This is a genomic window from Sphingomonas caeni, from assembly GCF_026013415.1.
Taxonomy (GTDB): Bacteria; Pseudomonadota; Alphaproteobacteria; order Sphingomonadales; family Sphingomonadaceae; genus Sphingomonas; species Sphingomonas caeni.
In genome coordinates, this window is the sequence record NZ_JAPDOK010000004.1 from 319,000 (window position 1) to 336,668 (window position 17,669).

12 protein-coding genes and 1 tRNA gene are annotated in these 17,669 nt (G+C 62.1%); 10 read left to right on the forward strand and 3 right to left on the reverse strand.

The window, feature by feature from the left end; genetic code table 11:
- Positions 1-170 precede the first annotated feature (170 nt).
- Both OF829_RS13045 and OF829_RS13050 read right to left on the reverse strand, forming a co-directional pair.
- Positions 171-4,775 (reverse strand): NAD-glutamate dehydrogenase, encoded by a 4,605-nt coding sequence (locus OF829_RS13045; RefSeq protein ID WP_264940502.1) that lies wholly within the window; start codon positions 4,773-4,775, stop codon positions 171-173.
- A 108-nt stretch (positions 4,776-4,883) separates the two neighbouring features.
- Positions 4,884-6,158 carry a PAS domain-containing protein gene (locus OF829_RS13050; protein WP_264940503.1) on the reverse strand — a complete coding sequence of 425 codons (1,275 nt, stop codon included), beginning with the start codon at positions 6,156-6,158 and terminating at the stop codon, positions 4,884-4,886.
- A 197-nt stretch (positions 6,159-6,355) separates the two neighbouring features.
- Here OF829_RS13050 and OF829_RS13055 point away from each other — a divergent pair.
- The 10 genes from OF829_RS13055 to OF829_RS13100 all read left to right on the forward strand — a co-directional run bounded on the left by OF829_RS13055 (position 6,356) and on the right by OF829_RS13100 (position 16,945).
- A tRNA-Thr gene (locus OF829_RS13055) sits at positions 6,356-6,431 on the forward strand.
- A 197-nt stretch (positions 6,432-6,628) separates the two neighbouring features.
- Positions 6,629-7,882, forward strand: coding sequence for a tyrosine-type recombinase/integrase (locus OF829_RS13060; RefSeq protein WP_264940504.1), 1,254 nt, complete (start codon positions 6,629-6,631; stop codon positions 7,880-7,882).
- 306 nt (positions 7,883-8,188) lie between these two features.
- Positions 8,189-8,578, forward strand: coding sequence for a TrbC/VirB2 family protein (locus tag OF829_RS13065; RefSeq protein ID WP_319951555.1), 390 nt, complete (start codon positions 8,189-8,191; stop codon positions 8,576-8,578).
- Between the two features lie 411 nt (positions 8,579-8,989).
- Entirely contained in the window at positions 8,990-10,792 is a 1,803-nt protein-coding gene (locus tag OF829_RS13070) for a hypothetical protein (RefSeq protein WP_264940505.1), read from the forward strand.
- A gap of 26 nt (positions 10,793-10,818) precedes the next feature.
- Positions 10,819-13,335, forward strand: a complete 2,517-nt coding sequence (locus tag OF829_RS13075) for an RHS repeat-associated core domain-containing protein (RefSeq protein WP_264940506.1) — start codon at positions 10,819-10,821, stop codon at positions 13,333-13,335.
- Positions 13,336-13,373: 38 nt separating this feature from the next.
- Positions 13,374-13,610: a hypothetical protein gene (locus tag OF829_RS13080; protein ID WP_264940507.1), complete on the forward strand. Its 237-nt coding sequence runs from the start codon at positions 13,374-13,376 to the stop codon at positions 13,608-13,610.
- A 255-nt stretch (positions 13,611-13,865) separates the two neighbouring features.
- The gene (locus OF829_RS13085) at positions 13,866-15,086 is read left to right on the forward strand and encodes a hypothetical protein (RefSeq protein ID WP_264940508.1); all 1,221 of its coding nucleotides are present in this window, start codon (positions 13,866-13,868) and stop codon (positions 15,084-15,086) included.
- Between the two features lie 105 nt (positions 15,087-15,191).
- Positions 15,192-15,359, forward strand: coding sequence for a helix-turn-helix domain-containing protein (locus OF829_RS13090; protein ID WP_264940509.1), 168 nt, complete (start codon positions 15,192-15,194; stop codon positions 15,357-15,359).
- 5 nt (positions 15,360-15,364) lie between these two features.
- Positions 15,365-15,835 (forward strand): helix-turn-helix domain-containing protein, encoded by a 471-nt coding sequence (locus OF829_RS13095; RefSeq protein WP_264940510.1) that lies wholly within the window; start codon positions 15,365-15,367, stop codon positions 15,833-15,835.
- 12 nt (positions 15,836-15,847) lie between these two features.
- On the forward strand, positions 15,848-16,945 hold the full coding sequence (locus OF829_RS13100; protein WP_264940511.1) for a site-specific integrase: 1,098 nt from the start codon (positions 15,848-15,850) through the stop codon (positions 16,943-16,945).
- A 127-nt stretch (positions 16,946-17,072) separates the two neighbouring features.
- Here the strand turns inward: OF829_RS13100 and terL are convergent, their stop codons facing one another.
- A complete protein-coding gene (gene terL, locus OF829_RS20615; RefSeq protein ID WP_406701430.1) occupies positions 17,073-17,645 on the reverse strand; it encodes a phage terminase large subunit in 573 nt (190 codons plus the stop codon).
- Positions 17,646-17,669: the final 24 nt, after the last annotated feature.

The following is a 17,669-nucleotide window of genomic DNA, read 5'->3' on the forward strand; positions in this document are numbered from 1 at the left end:
GCGAGTCTCCAGGGAAGATGCCGACGACCGATCCTATCAAATCCTCCCCCGGAGGGGGAGGGGGACCGCCGAAGGCGGTGGAGGGGTAGTCTCCACAAGCGGCGCTGCTCGTGGAGATTACCCCTCCGTCAGCTATGCTGCCACCTCCCCCCCGGGGAGGATTATTCCCGCTATTCGCGCCCGAGCAGCACCCGCGCCTGACCTGCGATCTGCGCCAGCATCGCGGCATTGGGCACCGCCGATTGCCGCGCGCGCTGGACCAGCCCCGCGAACTGCGCGACCCGGGCCTGGTTCGCCGCCAGCCAGGCCTCGACCCCGGCTTGCGGGTCCTTGTCCTTGGTGCGTGCGAGGAACTCGAGCCGGAGCTGCTGGAAGTCGCGCGCCAGGCCCGCGATCAGCAGCCGTTCCCAGGGATCGCCGGTGGTGATCCGCGCGGCGGTCGATTGCGCCCAGTCGAGTCCCAGCGCCTGCCCCAGATGGGTGAAGGCGCGCGTCAGCACCGCTTCGTCGATCCCCCGCTTCTCGCCCAGATCGGCAAGGCCGACCGCGCCGTCGAGTTCGAACAGGCGGACGACCTTGGCGACCAACGCCTTGGGCGCCCCCTCGGCCTCGAGCTTGGCGGAGATGCGCCCGCTCTGCGTCTTGACCTCGTCGAGCAGCAGCGCCTTGGTCTGCTTGTCGAGATTGTCGATCCCGGGCTTGAGCCGCTGGATCACCTCCGCCGGGCTCGCGCCGGGGCGGCAGACGCGCAGCAGGTCGGCGATCTGCCCGCGCACCGCGATCGCGACCTCGTCGAGCAGCGCGATGCGCGCGCCCTCGCTCATGTCGCCGGTCTCGATCGCCTCCCAGATCTCGGGCAGGCCCAGCAGCCGCTCGACCACGACGAACATCGCCGCGATGTCGCGCATCGACGCGCCTTCCTCCTCGCCCAGCTCGAACGGGTGGAGCACGCCCAGCCGGTTGATCACGCGGTTGGCGAGCTTGGTCGCGACGATCTCGTTGCGCAGGCGATGCTCCTCGATCGCCTTGGCGAACTTCTTCTGCATCGCGGCCGGGAAGGCGGCGAGCAGGTCGGACTTGAGCTCGGGATCGTGACCGAGCCCGCCATTCTCGATCGCGTCCTGCAGCGCGAGCTTGGCGGTCGCGAGCAGCACCGCGAGTTCGGGCCGGGTGAGCCCGCGGCCCTCCTGCGCCCGGCGGAGCAGTTCCTCATTGCCCGCCAGCCCTTCGACCTTGCGGTCGAGCCGGCCCGCCGCCTCGAGGATCTCGATCACGCGGACATAAGAGGGAAGCGCCACCGCGCCGTCATTCTCGAGGAAGGAGAGCGCGAGCGTCTGGAGGCGGTTATCCTCGAGCACCAGATGCGACACATCGTCGGTCATCGCCGCGAGCAGCGTGTTGCGGTCCTCGAACTTGAGCCGGCCCTCGATCATCTCGCGGTTGAGCGCGATCTTGATGTTGACCTCGTTATCCGAGCAATCGACGCCCGCCGAATTGTCGATGAAGTCGGTGTTGATCCGGCCCCCGTGCGACGCGAAGGCGATGCGCGCGGCCTGGGTGACACCGAGGTTCGCGCCTTCGCCGATCGCCTTGGCGCGGATCTCCTCGGCGTTGACGCGCAGGCGGTCGTTTGCCGGATCGCGCGCGTCGAGATGGCTCTGCGCGGCGGCCTTCACATAGGTGCCGATGCCGCCGAACCAGATCAGGTCGACCTGCGACTTGAGGATCAGGTTGATCAGCGAGGTGGGATCGAACTCGGCCGCGTCGGTGCCGAGCATCGCCTGGACCTCGGGGCTGAGCGGGATCGATTTCTCGGTCCGCGCGAACACGCCGCCGCCCTTCGAGATCAGCGCCGGGTTGTAATCGGCCCAGCTCGACCGCGGCAGCGCGAACATGCGGTCGCGTTCGACCCAGCTCTTTGCGGGATCGGGATCGGGATCGAGGAAGATGTGGCGATGGTCGAACGCCGCGACCAGCTTGATCGCCTTGCTGAGCAGCATGCCGTTGCCGAACACGTCGCCCGACATGTCGCCGCAGCCGGCGACGCGCACCGGCTGGGTCTGAACGTCGACCCCCATTTCGAGGAAGTGGCGCTGGACCGAGACCCAGCCGCCCTTGGCGGTGATCCCCATCGCCTTGTGGTCGTAACCATGCGAGCCGCCCGAGGCGAAGGCGTCGCCCAGCCAGAAGCCCTTGTCGATCGCGATCGCATTGGCGACGTCTGAGAAGGTCGCGGTCCCCTTGTCGGCGGCGACGACGAAATAGGGATCGTCGCCGTCGAGGATCGCGACGCCCTCCGGGTGCACGACCTTGCCCGCGACGATATTGTCGGTGACCGACAGCAGGGTGCGGATGAAGACGCGATAGCTCTCGGTGCCCTCGGCGAGCCAGGCGTCGCGGTCGGTGGCGGGCGAGGGGAGCAGCTTGGGATAGAAGCCGCCCTTGGCGCCGGTGGGCACGATGACGGCGTTCTTGACGCGCTGCGCCTTCATCAGGTCGAGGATTTCGCTGCGGAAATCGTCGCGCCGGTCGGACCAGCGCAAGCCCCCGCGCGCGACCGGGCCGGCGCGCAGATGGATACCCTCGACGCGCGGGCTGTACACCCAGATCTCGCGCCAGGGGAGCGGAGCGGGCAGGCCGGGGACCTTGGCGCTGTCGAGCTTGAACGCCAGCGCTTCCTTCGCGGCGGGCGCGAAGGCGTTGGTGCGCAGCGTCGCGAGCACGACGCCGCGGATGCGCCGCAGGATGGTGTCGTCGTCGATCGCCGAGACCTGGTCGAGCCCGGCATCGATCGCCTTGGCCGCGGCCTCGGCCGCCTTGGCATCGGCGCGCGCGGGATCGTGCGCGGCGGCGAAGCGCTCGATCAAAGCGGTCGCGACCGCGGGCGCGCGGCGCAGCGCATCGACCACGGTGACCAGCCCATAGTTCATGCCGGTCTGGCGCAGATAGCGGAACCATGCGCGAAACAGGACGACCGATTCGGGCTTCATCGCCGCCTCGACGATGAGCCGGTTGAACGCGTCATTCTCGGCATTGCCTTCGAGCACCGCGGCGATCGCGTCCTCGACCAGCCCGGGCGCCTCGGTCAGCGTGCGCGAATTGCCGCCCGCGGGGACGACCTCGAAATCATGGATCACGCTGCCGTTGGTCAGCGTGGTCGGCACCTCGTCGATCACGCGGAAGCCGAAATTCTCGAACACCGGCACCGCGTCCGACAGCGCGAGCGCGCCGCCCATCCGGTAGAGCTTGATGCGATACTCGCCGGGCTTGCCGGGGCAGATGCGCACCGAACGGTCGTCGTCGGACTTGAGCGTCGCGATGCGCAGGATATCGCGCGCCGCCTCTTCGGGGGTCTCGGTGCTGCGATAGGCGATCGGGAAGGCGTTGGCGAAGCGCAGCGCCAGCCGCGTCGCGCCATGCCCGGCCTCTTCGCCAAGCGCCGCTTCGACCGCGGGCATCCAGCCGCGCATCATCCGCTCGAGCCGCTCGTCGAGCGCCGCCGCGTCGGGCAACGTGCCGCCGCCGCGCAGATCGAGCGTGTAGCGCAGCAGCGCAACCACGCCGTCTTCGAGCGCGATCGACCAGTTGATGAGTTTCGCGCTCGAGGCTTCGGCGAGCATCTCGCCGATCGCGACGCGGCGGCCGGTCGAAACCTCGTCGCGCGGCAGCCAGACGAACGCGAACAGATGCCGCCCCAGCGCCGAGCGCACCAGCACCAGCTTGGGCCGCGGCCGGTCCGCGACCGACATCGAGGTGAGGACGAGCGCTTCGAGCGACGCGGCGTCGAACGCGGTGGTCAGGTCGTGCGGCAGCGCGGTCAGCGCATGTGCCATCGCCTTGCCGGTATGGCCCTTGGGATTGAAGCCGAACTTCTCTTCGAGACCCTTCAGCCGCGCGCGCAGTAAAGGCACTTCGTCGGGCGAGGCGAACAAAGCGGCGCTGGTCCACAGGCCCGCATGGATCGACAGGCCGGTCACTTCGGCGCCGGTCAGGATCGGCACCACGACGATGTCGAGCGGCACGCGGCGGTGGACGGTCGCGATGCAGTTCGACTTGAGCAGCAGCGGACCCTCGCCGCCCTGCTGGAACCATTCGACCGCCGCCTGGCGCGACGGTTCGGCCAGGATCGGCGCCTCCTGCGAATAGCGCGCGATGCCGAGCTGGCCGCTGACCGTCCCGTCGATGCGCCACTGCTCGTGGCCGAGCAACGTCATCGCGCCGCCCAGGAACCAGCGCAGCAGCTCGGTGCCCTCGGGCGTCGGCAGATGGACCGCATCGACCGCCATCGCCGATTGCAGCGCGCGCCAGTCCTCGACCGCCGCGCGGACCTGCTCGAGCGTGCGTTCCAGCTCGGCGATCAGCGCGCGCCGCGTCCTGGCATCTCCGCGGTCCATCTCGATATAGACCATCGATTCCGGCCGGCCCTCACCGATCGCTTCGAGGTCGCCCTTGGCGTCGCGCCGGGCGGCGATGATGGGGTGGAGGATGCGGTGGATCGCGACATCGTGCGCGGCGACCGCGCCCGCGATCGAATCGAGCAGAAAGGGCATGTCGTCGTTGATGACCGCGAGCCGCATCCGCCGCTGTGCCTCGTCGGCATAGGTTTCGAGCGCGATCTTCGGCGTCGCGGGCGGGCGCGTCGCCGCGGCCTGGGCGACGAACTCGGCCGCCTCCCGCCGCTCGCTCTCCTCGAATCCCTCGAGCTCTCCCGGAAGCGCCCCTTCGAGCAGCTTCGCCTCGAACGCTTGTTGCAGCGTCTTTGTCATCTTCGGCATGCGCGCCCCTATGCGCCTGCCGAATGACCTTCTCAAGTCTCGGGGCGCAGCAAAGTAGCAATTGATACTATCATGCGCGCACCCCGGCCGGGCGCTAATTTTGGGTCGTTACGCGGCGGCTTTGCGCACCGCGCGTTCGGTGAGCGCGGCATCGTCCTCGACCGTGGCGACGATGTCGAGCCCAGTGTCGCTCGCGCGGGCGAGCAGGACGACGAACTCGCCGGTCGCCTGCAGATCGACATGCGCGAGCACGGGGCGGTTGCGGAGCGCCTCGGCGGCGCGGGCATAGACATCGAGCTTGGGGTCGGGGCGGCCCAAGGGCCTGCGATATTCGCGCTCGGCCTTGACCACGCCCTTGATGCCGCCCTCGGCCACCTCGAGGAACGCGTCGAGCCCGCCCTGGGGCACGTCGCACCGGCGCGCATGCGTCATCACCGCGGCGAATTCGGTCAGCCTCGTCTTGTCGTAATCGACGCCGAAGACGAGCTTGGCGGCGGGGGTCATCGGCGCGCGCGCCTGGACGGTGAGGCCGGCCTGATCGAGCAGCGCCGAATAGGTCTCGGGCTCCTCCTCCGCGGCGAGCGCGAAATCATAGGCCCGCGCCAGTGCGCGATACAGCGCCGAACGGCTGCGCGTATCCGAGGCGCGCGCGGCGGCGGCCGATTCGCGCGCAAGCATCAGCCGGTCGCCCAGCGAGGAATCGGCGGGGACCTCCACGGTCTCCTCATGCGCTTCGAGGCCCGCGCTGGGGCCATCGGCCCATATCGCGGCGCTCAGCGGCGAGCTCGGCACCGCGCGGCGCGATTCCTCGATCTCGGCATTGAGCTGGGCCTGCGTCTCGGCATCGACCAGCTCCTTCCAGTTGATCACGCCATAGATGAAGTCGATCGTGTCCTCGTCCGAGGAGAAGGGCATCAATATGCCGCGATAGAGCGTGTTGTGCCCGCGCGTGCTGACGAACTCGGCTTCGAAGCCGATCGGCGCGCGGTTGGCGATGATCTGGAGATAATGGTCGGTCAGGCGCGACAGCAGCGAGCGGCTGGGCACTTCGGCGACATGGGTGATCACCGGATCGACATCTGTTTCCTCGCGCAGCGCGCGGCCGAGATAGCGGATCGCGGGATTGTCCACGCCCTCGCTGAAGTCGAGCAGCACCGAATGCGGGCCGAAATCGGCGATATTCTCGGGGTCCAGATCCTCGATCGAGGGATAGGCGCGGCCCTGGAGCAATGTGACCCAGTGATTATAGGCGCGGACATGCATCCGCCGCTCGTCCGTGCCGATATCGAGCGGACGATCGGAAACGGCTTCGTCCTGATCGAGGTTCTGATCCTGGTCGATCTGCGCCTGAACCGGATCGTTGATGCCCCGCGACATGTCCATGAATGATGCTCCACTCGGGCCCCTGGCCCCCGTTAACCCGTGACGAGGCTTGTGCACCGTCCGTGGTAAACGGGGCGTAAAGTTGCGCGGGGCTGGCGCAACTTTTCGCGCGGGCCCACAAGAATATCGCAACGCTTGTCAGCTAGGTGCCATGCTGGTAAGCGCGCGCCTCCTCCGGGCGCATGGCGTTTCGGCGGGCCGCCTTAGCTCAGCTGGTAGAGCATCGCATTCGTAATGCGGGGGTCACAGGTTCGAGTCCTGTAGGCGGCACCATTTCCCTGAGTGCCAGCGTCTGCGATTGATTGCAAAAACCACGGAAATCTGCCAAAAACTAAGCCGAATTGGCCGGGGCTGTTCCCGGTTGTTCGCCAGTAACCGCCCCTTTTTGGGGGTACGTGTGGGGGTATTTGCCGGAAGGCTCTTCAATATACCCCCAAATCGGGCTGGCGATCGTTTGGGAGATACCCCCAATGGCGCTGACGGCAACCGCACTCAAGAACGCCAAACCCAAGGCGAAACCCTACAAATTGGCCGATGAGAAGGGCCTGTTCGTGATCGTTTCTCCATCGGGCGGGATGCTCTGGCGGTGGAAATATCGGGTCAATGGCGTGGGACAGGATGGTGAGCCCAAGCGGATCGAGAAACTTCTTGCTCTTGGCACCTATCCCGACGTCAGCTTGAAGCTGGCACGCGAGCGTCGGGACACTGCGCGTGAGCAGCACTCCACGGGTATCGATCCGGCGGAGAAGAAGCAGCGTGACAAGGCGGCGGGGAAGATCGGCGCGGCGAATACCTTTCACGCCGTCGCCACGGCCTTCATTGAGAAGTGCCGCCGTGAAGGACTGGCGGAAACGACCATTCGCAAGCGGCAGTGGAGCCTTGGACTGGTTGAACGCGCCATCGGGACTCGCCCGATTGCTGAGATTGAACCGATCGCGATCCTGAACGCGGTGCGCCCATTCGAAGCGGCGAAGAACCACGAGAAGGCGCGGCGCGCGCTGGAATTTGTCGGCGCGGTGTTTCGCTTCGCCGTTGCCAATCAACTTGCGCCAGCCGACCCGACCCGTGATTTGCGCGGCGCGCTGGCCAGTCGGAAACCCAGGCATCTGGCCGCTATCCTTGAGCCGAAGCGCGTCGGCGAATTGTTGCGCGCAATCGACGGGTATGAAGGCCAGCCGCTGACGCAGATTGCGTTGAAGCTGTCGCCTTTGGTGTTTGTGCGCCCTGGAGAACTGCGCAAGGCAGAATTGCGAGAAATTGATTTCGACGCGGCGGTCTGGCGGATCGATGCTTCGAAGATGAAGGGGCGGCAGGAACATTCGGTTCCGCTGTCGCGGCAAGCACTTGCTCTGCTACAATCGGCGCGCGAGCTGACCGGCGATGGCACATATGTTTTTCCGTCCATCAGAACCGCGCAACGGCCAATGTCGGAAAACACCGTCAATGGCGCGCTGCGTCGGCTGGGTTTCACCGGCGATGAAATGACCGCGCATGGCTTTCGCGCAATGGCCAGCACGCTGTTGAACGAAAGTGGCAAATGGCAGCCGGATGCGATCGAACGTGCGTTGGCGCACAAGGATCGCGATCAAGTGCGCGCGGCGTATCATCGGGGCGCGCACTGGGCTGAGCGGGTCGCGATGGCGCAATGGTGGAGCGATCACTTAGACGTTTTGCGGAGGGGCGCTGACATCATCCAAATCGATTCGGCGGTCGTCAGCGCCTGACCTAAAGGATGGTCGGGAAACGGCGGCCCAAAAGCGACCGGCTGCGTCGAAAGCGAGCTGCATGCGCATCAAAGCAGGGCCTAACGGGCAGCACCCAACTATTTGTCACCTCCAATCGCTGCCACGGCGAAAAAACGTAGACCCGCCCATATCCGTGATTGCCGCCGCAAATATTTGGGTGAACCGCCCTCGGTTCCATGTCCGTAGAGGTCCACCCTGCGTCGGGCGTCCAGAAGAGCGCGCCTGGCAAATGGACCACGCGCATTAATCATGTGAATATGCCGCGGCAGATTCGAGATACCGGTCGTGTTGCAATTACCGTTTCCATGCGCGTTCATATCGCTTTCGCTCCCCGATCCCGTCGGGTCGAGTCCCCTCGTTGTCGCCGTTGAATGGCTGCAGGGTACCCTCCTAGGCACGATCGCGCTCACTCTGACAGTTCTGGCTGTGGCCTGGGTGGGCCTCATGATGCTGACGGGGAGGGTGAATGTCCGATACGGCTTGACCGTTGTTGCCGGCTGTTTTGTGCTCTTCGGGGCGCCAAGGATCGTGGGCGGCATCAAGGCCACCACGCTTGGAAGTGGAGCGATGGAACTGCCCCCGCCAATTCTGGTCGAGGCTTCACCGCCGGTCGTGATCGCGACGCCGTCTACCGAGGACCCCTATGCAGGAGCCGCGCCAAGGCGGCGTCGGTAAGATTGGTTGCGACGGCGTAGCGCAAAGCGCTTGCAATGTTGGACATCAACCTTCTTATTGACATTTCAACGCATGAGTCGGGGGGACCATGAAGAGGTTGGTGTTTGTTGTCGCCGTTGGTGCGGCGGCGATTGGGGTATCCGCTGCATCTAGTTCAGACGCGGGGCTCGGCAATGAAACCGTCAACTACAGCTATGATGCGCTGGGTCGCCTGACCGGAAGCACGACGACCGGTGGGCCAAATAACACCCGGACGACGGGCACCTGCTTCGACCGAGCGGGTAATCGGGCGCGCTACGACGTCGCGACATCGGCGCCCTCGATTTGCCCCACGCCGACTCCAACGCCCTGACGGGCAAGAGCGCTCCGCAATCACCCAATCTCTTGCCGCCGCCTCCAAGAGGGTAATCCATGAAGAAAATTGCCGCATCGGCATTGCTGGCCACTGCGCTGCTCGCTCCGCAGGCTTCGATGGCCCAGGGTGGCGACGCTGATCCCAGGCCGCCGCTGGCGGTGGTTGATGCCAATGGTGTTGAAGTCTTTGATGGCGGCGTACGGTTGCAGATCCCGCTTATTTCATACGGCTCCTCCGCCCGCCCGCTTGGGGTCAGTCTCAGCCTTGCCAGTCCGAACGGGTCGACCTCGGCTCCGCTCGATTGGCCTATGGCAAGTGTGCTCGGCTTTGCCTTTAAGGAAGGTTTGAGCACCAATTACTTCGCTGTCAATCTGTATACCGTTCACGGCACGGTGTATCGCGTTCAAATGCCTGGTGGTAATGGAGAATATAAGGCAATAGCCGGTGGCAGGAATTATCAGTCCGATGGTTCATATTACATGACGTACTTTGGACAAAATCCGGCAACTTATATGAATTTTAGCGACCCAAGCCGGGATGGGGTCTATACTATGGACGGCACTCGGGGTGTCTTTTCCAGCGGAAGTAATACCTTTGATCGCTTTGAATTTCCTGATGGGGAAGTGTGGAAGCTATACTATGATCAATTTGCCCGACTGAAATTCATTGTCTCTAATCGCGGGTATGGCCTGCAGTATAGCTACGTAAGAAATACAGCCGTAAGTGGCGGCTCAACCGATCCCAATTTTGGCTCCTTGTACGCGCCGACGCGGATCACATTTTACAATCGCTCCAGTGTCTATTGCAACGAAGCTGCACTTGTCGATTGCGCTAGCGTGACGGCTTTGCCAACCGCTGTTACCTTCACGTACGACGATACCAACAGAGCGCTGACGATCAATCGGCCGGGAGATACCCAAGGATACCGGATCGTTTTTGGCGCCGCGGGCATCGTGACTACTGGGAGGGTCGGTTCGACCGGCTCGGAGAAGCATTATAGCTACGGGTATGACAGCGACACCGGCCAGGTGCAGGTCGTGACGCAAGTCACCGATATTCACGGAACTTGGAATTACCTTACGACGCTGGATCCAGATCAGGGCGGTGGCGTAGGGCCAACCGGCTCTCACGGAGTCCGGGAGGATCCCGACGGACACCAGATCGTGATGTCAGGCAGCTTCATCGACGACTCCATCCGCGGCGAGATGGATGAGAACTACAATTCGTTCGGCTACGGATGGGCGCGCGGCGAACTGGTGGCGGAAACCCGGCCCGACGGCTCCGGCCTCGATTATGAAGTCGATGCCCGCGGCAACATTACTAAGCGGAAGATCAAGCCGGCAAGCGGCAGCGGCCAGCCCGTGCTTGAGACGCAGACGACATACGCCAGCGAGTGTCTGAATCCCCGTATCTGTAACCGGCCGCTCACGATAACCGACCGCAATAATAACACCACTTCATTCACCTACAATTCCGTGCATGGTGGCGTACTTACCGAGACCGGCCCGGCGGTAGGCGGCATCCAACCAGTGAAGCGCTATAGCTATATCCAGCGTTATGCCTGGGTGAAGAATTCCGCGGGCGCCTATGTGCAGGAGGCCACACCGATCTGGGTTGTGAGCGAGATGCGGTTCTGCCGGACCACCGCCACCGTTAGCGGCGCCTGCGGCGGCGGCACTTCAGACGAGGTTGTAACCGCTTATGATTATGGGCCCGATTCGGGACCTAACAATCTCCTCCTGCGCGGGGTGGCGGTAACCGCGGACGGCCAGACGCTCCGGACCTGCTACGGCTATGACGTCAACGGCAACAAGATCTGGGAGACCGCGGCCCGCGCCGGTCTTACCAGTTGCTATTGAAGGGGGAGCGCATGAGGGCAAAGACGATGCGCGCCGCAATCGGAGCCGCAGGACTGCTCATCGGAGCGATCCTCAGCGGTTCGGCAGCGGCACAATCCTCTCCGTCGGATTTCACGACCGGCTTTCGCTACGACCTCCAGGGTCGTGTGGCCGGCGTGATTTCTCCCGACCCCGACGGCGCGGGGCCGCTTCATTATCCCGCAGTCCGCTATACCTATGACGATGCGGGGAACCTGATCCAAGTCGATACAGGTGAATTGACCAGCTGGCAGTCCGAAGCGGTCGCGCCGGCGAACTGGACAGGCTTCAGCGTGTCGCAGGCCGTGCTGCGAGGCTTTGATCCGATCGGCCGCAAATATGCCGAGCAGGCTTATAGCGGCGGCATCCAGTCAATCACGCAATACAGCTATGATTCCCACGACCGCGTTGTCTGCACCGCGCAACGGATGAATCCGGCCACCTATAGCAGCCAGCAACCCGATCCTTGCGTGCTCGGCACCACGGGAAACTATGGCCCAGACCGGATCACCAAGAATGTCTACGATCCAGCCGGACAGCTCCTGAAGGTCCAGAGGGCGTACGGCGTCACTACCGCCAATGGCTTTCCGACAACGCTCCAGCAGGATTACGTCACTTATACCTATGATGCCAACGGCAGTCAGACGAGCGTCTTCGATGCCAATGGCAACAAAGCTAGCTTTGCTTACGATGCGTATACCCGCCGCATCCGATGGAATTTTCCGTCATCGACCACACCCGGGACGGTCAATACGGGGGATCATGAGGACTATACCTACGACGCGAATGGGAATCGTACATCGCTCAGAAAGCGCGATGGGAGCGTCATAAACTACACCTATGACGCGCTTAACCGGATGACGGTGAAGGACATCCCCGGCGGCACCTCGGCGGATGTCTATTTCGGCTACGACCTGCGCGGGCTTCAGCTCTACGAGCGGTTCGCGTCAACGTCGGGGCTTGGCATCATCAATGGCTATGACGGCTTTGGGCGCCTCACTAGCACCACCAATGACATGAGCGGGACGGCTAGAACGCTCGGCTATCAATGGGATGCGAATGGCAACCGCACTCGGATCACCTACCCCGATGGCGTCTATTTCACGACTGACTACGACGGCCTCAACCGACCGACGACTATGAAGGAAAATGGCAGCACAACGATTGTGGCCATAACCTACGATGTCCTGGGTCGCCGTGTTAGCGAAACTCGCGGCGCTGTGACGACCACGTACACCTATGACGGTCTCTCGCGACTTACCGGCCTGAGCGACGATTTCAGTGGTTCCACCTATGATGTTACGACGAGCTTTGGATATAATCCCGCAAACCAGGTCACCAGTCGGATGCGGACTAACGATGGCTATGCCTTCAGCGGTTACGTCAATGTGAGTCGAAACTACACGACCAACGGCCTCAACCAATACAGCGCTGCGGGCCCCGCCTCTTTCACCTACGACGCGAACGGGAACCTCACAGGCGATGGTTCGGCCGTTTACACTTACGATGTCGAAAACAGGCTTGTCACAAAGACAGGGGCTGGCACCAACGCTACGCTCCAATATGATCCGCGGGGACGCCTGTGGCGCATCGTACTCGCAAGCAAGACAATCGAGTTTGTCCACGATGGCGACGCGGTGGTGCTTGAGTATAACGGCGCGACGACGGCCCGCTACATCCACGGAAGTAACGCTGATGATCCTTTAATTTGGTACAACGGGACGAGTCTAAGCGATCGGCGCAGTCTGCAAGCCGACTATCAAGGGTCGATCGTATCGCAGGCCGACGCGAGCGGGAGCCCAACGGTCATCAACACTTACGATGAGTATGGCATCCCAGGCGCAACCAACTTCGGTCGATTTCAGTATACAGGACAGCTCTACATCGGTCAGATCGGGATGTATTACTACAAGGCGCGGATGTATTCGCCGACACTCGGTAGATTCATGCAGACCGATCCGATTGGGTATCAGGATCAGGCCAATCTGTATGGATATGTGGGAAATGACCCTGTTAACGGTCGCGATCCCAGCGGAGAACGCGAATTCGATGAGGAAGAAATTGTAGTTACGGGTGACAAAGGACATGATTGCCCGCCGCTGTGTTACAATTCGAAAGGAGAGCTCGTTTTTGTCCCCCCCGGCGCAATGCCGATGCCGGTCCCACAAGAACTACCAACGCTCCCCTTCACTTGGCCCACACTAGAAAACGGGCGGCGGAACATTTGCACTTGGACTGGTGTGTTCTGCAACAAGGCTCCGGCAGATGCGAGCGATCCGAACGGAGCTAAGGCCCCGGGAAAGCCCGGTGAAGACGAGGGTTTCAGCGACCCGCCAAATGGGGCAGACTGGGGAACGGTGGAAGAAGGTCCCTCGAGAGGGAAGTCAGGTTGGGTGGACGCTGACGGCAATATTTGGGTGCCCACGGGCTCCGGAGGACGCGCCCATGGGGGGCCTCACTGGGACGTTCAGGATAGGAAAGGCAGGGGGCACGTAAATGTGTATCCCGGGGGCCACCGGCGATGATTGAAGTTCGGGCATCACGTGTATTCTTTTATTCGCCGATGGACGAAGACGCTCTGTTTGAATGGCTAAAAAAGATAGTATCTATCAAAGATGTATACGGCGAGTCCGACAGCATAGTGCTGGTATTTGAGAACAATGGAGCATCTGATGAGGACTTCCACGAGCTTATTGCTGTCTACAAAAGATATAATATCGCAAGATCTGGACTCATTGGTCTCGTCAATCAAGGAAACGAAGATTGGGTGAGAAGATGGGATGAAGAAATTTTCTTATAGCGCCAGCATACCGGGTCCTAGCTGTCGATGCCACGAATTTTAAGTGTGCTTGACGCGGACGAGCCTCTCTTCGTCCTTCTCAACGAACTCGCGAGCCGTCGCGTCTGCCGCAGGAGCCTTCATCCGAATGGTCGCTGGCCTCTTGAAGATTCATGATCTGTTCCCAAGATAGTTGAGGGGATAGGCTGGCCAGCCGACAAGCGCGCTTCCCACGTGCTTCCCCATCGTATCAAGGGAAGCCGCTCGGGAGGCGGAATGGGCAATTTAGTTGGGCAGTCAAATACCTCATCCGCAAATCGGGCGAAGCTGCAAGCATCGTTACGTGAACTGCGGGATTACTGGACTAAGAATGGCGTTGCACCTTGGCCGGTCCCGCTTTTCACTCCCGATCCGAATGAACCCTATTGGCTTTCTCAACCCGAATGGATAGGCGGCTGGAACGCGTTTGAGATATATCGGCTGCAACTTGAGCCGTATGAATGGGCTCCGCCAATAGCGCGCATATGTCAGACCATATCCGACCAGTACGACCGCGAAGAGTCCGGCTTGAACTATGTCATGGCCCAGCTCCCGCCAAATCATGATCTCTTAGAAGAATTTGATCTTGGTTCTAACCAATGGTTCCGCGCGCTTTATTCCCTACTGAAGCTCCGCAGTGATGAGCGGTTTGAAGGCTGGGATGATTTCGTCAGCGAACTTTACGACTGGCTAGGCCCATATGATGGACTGCGGATTCGCATGTCCGATGTACTCTACAACGCGGTCACGCTTGAATGGCATTGGCGAGACATGTCCCTGCCCGAAGCCAAGCAAGAGCCCATATGGTCTTTTCCAAAGGCGATGGCATGGATCGCGACTCGCGATTACCTGGCTCTGGCTAGGACGGGATATTTTCGGCGACCGGAAGAAGAAGGCGACGAAGAAGCCGTCGCAACGGATGGCGTCTGTAAATACAATACTCAGGCGCTGGGTTGGCTACATACAGCGATAACATATTGCCACTGCAACTGTGGTGCTCTGCGGGAATTTGGCTGGGAGGCTTTCAAGCACTGTACGTGCATTTCCATCGCATGGGAGGATCTAGTTCGCTTCAGGGGAGGCCTGTCGCCTGATACTCCGGAACTGGTGTTCGGCCTCCAAGAAGGTTGGTTGTCCATGACTTGGCCTGACGGCGCAGACGAAATTCGATTTCTCCGCCGGGATATTTTGGACCGCTGGCCCGCCCGGCCTGCTGAACAGGGCCCAGCGCCCTCGATCGAACAATCGACAGCGGCTGGCGAGAGCGGTTGCCGGGAATGGCTTGCAGAGCAGTTTGCTTCGGACCCCGAGAAACGGCGATCGAAAGGGGATTTTCGTCGTGCGGCGATGGCAGCTTTTCACGGGCGGGTGAGCGAAAGGGGCTTCAATTTGAGGGTTTGGCCAGACCTAGCTCGTGAGCATGGGCGCGACGGCGCGGGTGCTAAGAAGAAATCGTGACCGCGAATCGATTCGCGATGTTTTCGCATCCCCTATTCGATCGATTTTGAGCCGCTGATCTTTGCCCCGTCCGCTGACACCCGCCAGCGCCACGGAGCAACGCCAATGGATCGCCTCGCTTACTCGATCAACGAAACCGCCCGCGCCCTGAGCATGGGGCGCACGTCAATTTATGCCATGATCGCCGACGGGCGGCTTGAGGCCTTCAAGGTGGGGCGGCGCACGCTGATCCGCGCCGAATCGATCAAGCGGTTGGTCGCGGAGCGGGCGTAGCCGCCGTGCCCGCCCGCCGCATCAATCCGCGACTCGCCAAGCTGCACCGCGCCTATAGCGTCCCAGAGCTGGCGACCTTGCTGGGCGTGCACAAACATACCGTGCGCGGCTGGATCAAGGCAGGCCTCCCCACGGTGGACCATACGCGCCCCGTACTGATCCACGGCAGCGAGTTTCAGGACTGGTGGGCCACGCGGCGCCGGCAGGCAAAGCGCCCGCTGCAACCGGGCCAACTCTATTGCCTCAAATGCCGTGCACCCAGGGCGCCCGCGCTTGGTATGGTGGAATATGCCACGCCGAACGGCGCGACGGGCAACCTGAAGGCTCTTTGCGAGACCTGCGGCACGTTGATGCACCGGCGCGCCCGGCTGGGCTCGATCGGCACGATCATGCCGGGATTGGAGGTCCAGCGCAGACAGGCACCGCCACGCCTAACTGGGCGAGCGGGCCCCTCCCTAAACACTAACAATCCATAGGCAGGTTGAATCATGGCTAGGCACAACGCGGCGAACACCCGGATCAAGCGGATATATTTCGACTATTTGAAAGAGGCGAACCGGCGCGACGAGGCCTCGATCGACGCGGTAGCCAAGGCACTGGCGAGGTTCGAGGCAGCAACCGGCTGGAAGGACTTCAAACATTTCCACCGCGAACAGGCGAAGGCATTCAAACGCAAGTTCGAGGTTGAAACCAATCTGCGCACAGGCAAACCCCTGTCGCGCGCTACCGTGCACTCAACTCTGTCGAACTTGCGCGCCTTCTTCCACTGGCTAGCCGGCCAGCCGGGTTACAAATCGCGACTGACATATTGGGATGCCGAGTTTTTCAATTTGTCGGAAAAGGATGTTCGAGTCGCCCGCGCCAGCCGCCCCAAGCCCGTGCCGACGCTGGAGCAAATCCACCATGTGCTGGCCACCATGCCCGCCGCGACCGATATCGAGCGGCGCAACCGGGCGCTGATCGCGTTCGCAATCTTGACGGGCGCGCGCGATGGTGCGCTGGCCTCGTTCAAACTGCGCCATGTCAATCTGGCCGAAGACGAGGTGTTTCAGGACGCGCGGGACGTCCGCACGAAGGCCTCGAAGAGCTTCACCACCTGGTTTTTCCCCGTTGGTGGCGAAGCGCTGCATATCGTGACGGACTGGTGCCAGTTTTTGCGAACGGAGTTGCTCTGGGGCGAAGAAGATCCCCTGTTTCCAAAGGCGCAGGTTGGATTGGGTGAGTCCGGTGGCTTTGCCGCCATCGGGCTGAGCCGGGAGGGGTGGCGCGATGCGGGTCCGATCCGCGCGATCTTCAAGGATGCTTTCACGGCGGCTGAACTCCCCTATTTCAACCCCCACAGCTTCCGCGACACGCTGGTTCACCTTGGCCAGCGCATTTGCACGACGCCCGAGGATTTCAGGGCGTGGTCACTGAATCTCGGGCACGAGGGGGTCTTGACCACCTTCACCAGCTATGGGCGGATGTCTCCCCAGCGGCAGGCCGAATTGATTCGGGGAATGGGGAAGCGCTCACCCGCTGAAGGCGCTGAACGGCTGGCGGCGATGGTCGCGGAAACTGTGCGAAAGTATCAAGCGGGGATTTAGCGCCTGTCGGCTGGCGGACTATTGCTGTTAGGTGCCCGCCCGAGGGACAGGGGGTAAGCCTATCGACCATCAGGCGGCGGTTGTCCTGTTCAGCGAATGGACCGCGAGCGGCCGAAAATTTCGACCGCTAGTGGCAACTAATTTTAAGCGCTGGGGGTTCAATTGGGGGTCGTTCTGCGATCGATAGGATATTTATTCTTATTTCACTGCGAGTTAATAGACACATTCGAGTCCTGTAGGCGCACCATTCTTCTCCCGATTGCGCGGTTATCCCGGAAGCCCAGTTATGCCGCAATTTCTGCGCGCAATTTCGGTGGCTTGGGGCTCTCGAGTTTCGGACTGTGCAAACGGAGACGATTTGGACGTGTGAATGGCGCGCCGACGGGCGTGAGCTCATGAGCTGAGTCAGCGCGTCGGCCTGATCATCGTGCCGCGCATTGGGGAAGCCGAGATTCTCGGCTTTGAATTCAGCGAGCCAGGCCGCGTCGGTTGGCAGCATCAAATGCCCCGCTTCGATCTGAGCGCTGACGCCTGGCATCCGTGATTGCTTGTCGCCTTCCGGCTTGCGCGGAATTGGAAGCGGGACTCCTTGCGGCTGCTCTGCGCGAAACGTTTGAATCAGCTGAAAGCCAGACGCCGCTATCGCGCCAACCGCAACGCGTTCCGCTTGAGATCCGGGAAACCCAGCTAGCGGCGGAATACATCCAGTATGTTTAGCACTACG